This is a genomic window from Actinoplanes sp. NPDC048791 (assembly GCF_040650095.1).
In the GTDB taxonomy this organism is placed as follows: Bacteria; Actinomycetota; Actinomycetes; order Mycobacteriales; family Micromonosporaceae; genus Actinoplanes.
On record NZ_JBEZGQ010001460.1, the window covers coordinates 1 to 1,616 of the forward strand.

At 71.5% G+C, this 1,616-nt stretch carries 2 protein-coding genes; both read left to right on the top strand.

Going from position 1 to position 1,616, the window contains the following annotated elements:
- On the top strand, nucleotides 1-564 hold a 564-nt coding region (locus tag AB0C29_RS47420), incomplete at its 5' end, for an inositol monophosphatase family protein (RefSeq protein WP_360834819.1).
- A gap of 37 nt (nucleotides 565-601) precedes the next feature.
- On the top strand, nucleotides 602-1,501 hold the full coding sequence (locus AB0C29_RS47425) for a hypothetical protein (RefSeq protein WP_360544967.1): 900 nt from the start codon (nucleotides 602-604) through the stop codon (nucleotides 1,499-1,501).
- The last annotated feature ends 115 nt before the right edge of the window (nucleotides 1,502-1,616 follow it).

Below are 1,616 nucleotides of genomic sequence, written 5' to 3' on the forward strand. Positions count from 1 at the left end.
GTCGAGAACGAACGTGTTCCACGCCGCGAGCAGCGGACGGGGCAGGGCGGTGACCATCACCGTGTCGTCGATGTCGGAGACGACCCTCGGCCGGTCGCCGGGCTGGTCTCCGCTCCCGCGCTGGGCCGCCGCTGGTGGGGCGCGCTTGGCCACGGGTCCTGGGCCGGCAAGCACCAGCGGGCCGCCGCCCGGATCTCCGTGTCCGCCGTGCGCCGGATGGCCGACGCCAGTTTCTGCTACGCCAGCCTGCCGAGCTGGGAGGAGGCCGGCCGGCTGGAGCCGATGCTGCAGATCATGCGGGACTCGTGGCGCAGCCGGGCCTACGGCGACTTCTACGGTTACATGCTGCTCGCCGAGGGCGCCGTGGATGTCATGGTCGAGCCGGAGCTGTCGCTGTGGGACGTGGCCGCCCTGATCCCCATCGTCACCGAGGCCGGTGGCTCGTTCACCGATCTGGCGGGTGAGCGGGCGCCCGGGGACGGGAGTGCCATCGCTACCAACGGTCACTTGCACGACGAAATTCTCGGGCGGCTGGCGGCCGGGGTGCCCTCGACGCACCGTTAGTCTCCGGGCGGCGCCGAAGCTGGTCTATTCTCGCCGGGTGATGTCGCCGGGCTGGTTCTACCTCGCCGCGATGATTGCCGCGTACGGGGTCGCCAACCTGCTGCAGTCGATGGCCGCGGCCCGCACCACGGTGCATCACACCTTCGACCCGCAGCTGCTGGTCCGCCTCGCCTGTCACCGTACGTATCTGCTCGGGTTGGTCTGTCAGGTCCTGGGTTTTGTGCTGGCCTTCATCGCCCGGCGTGATCTTCCGCTGTTCCTGGTGCAGGCGAGCGTGGCCGCCGGGCTCGGGGTGACGGCACTGCTGGGTGTCCTGGTGCTGAAGTGGACCTTGCCCGTGGCCGAGGTCGCGCTGCTCGTGCTGCTGCTGGGTGGCATCACCGCCCTGGTGCTGTCCGCCCAGCCGGCCCACTCCCGCCAGCTGGGGACGGCCGGGGTGGTGGGCCTGGCCGTCGCGGTGGCCGTCATCGGCGTCCTGGGCTTCTTCGCGGTACGCCTGCACGGCGCCCTCGGCTCGGTGGCGCTCGGCTCGCTGGCCGGCATCGCCTTCTCCGCCGCCGCCATCGCCGCCCGCCCGCTGGCCGTGGAGCAGTCGTTCGGGGGCTACTGCAGCAACCCGCTGCTGTATCTGCTCATCGCCCATTCGATCGTCGGTCAGTTGCTGCTCGGCCTGGCCATGCAGCGGGGTTCGACGACGGCGGCGGTGGCCGCGATGGACGCCGCCGGGGCGGTGCCGGCGGCGATCGTGGGGCTGCTGTTGCTCGGCGACCGGATCCATCCGGGCCGCGAGTGGCTGGCCGCGGTCGGCTTCGTCGTCACGCTCGGCGCGGTGATCGCGATGACCCGCTACGCCGAGCCTCAGCACCATCACGCCACGGCCCGGGCGGCCTCGGGCCGGCGCCCGGACGGCGCGCGCCTGCATCCCGCCGGACGATGAATGTGCATGAGCCGGCGCGCATTGGGTACGTCTCAGACCCATGCCCTTCTGCCCCGAATAGTGCAGATACCCGGAAGCAACGCACCCGTGGGTGGCCCCGTGCCGGAATGCGAAG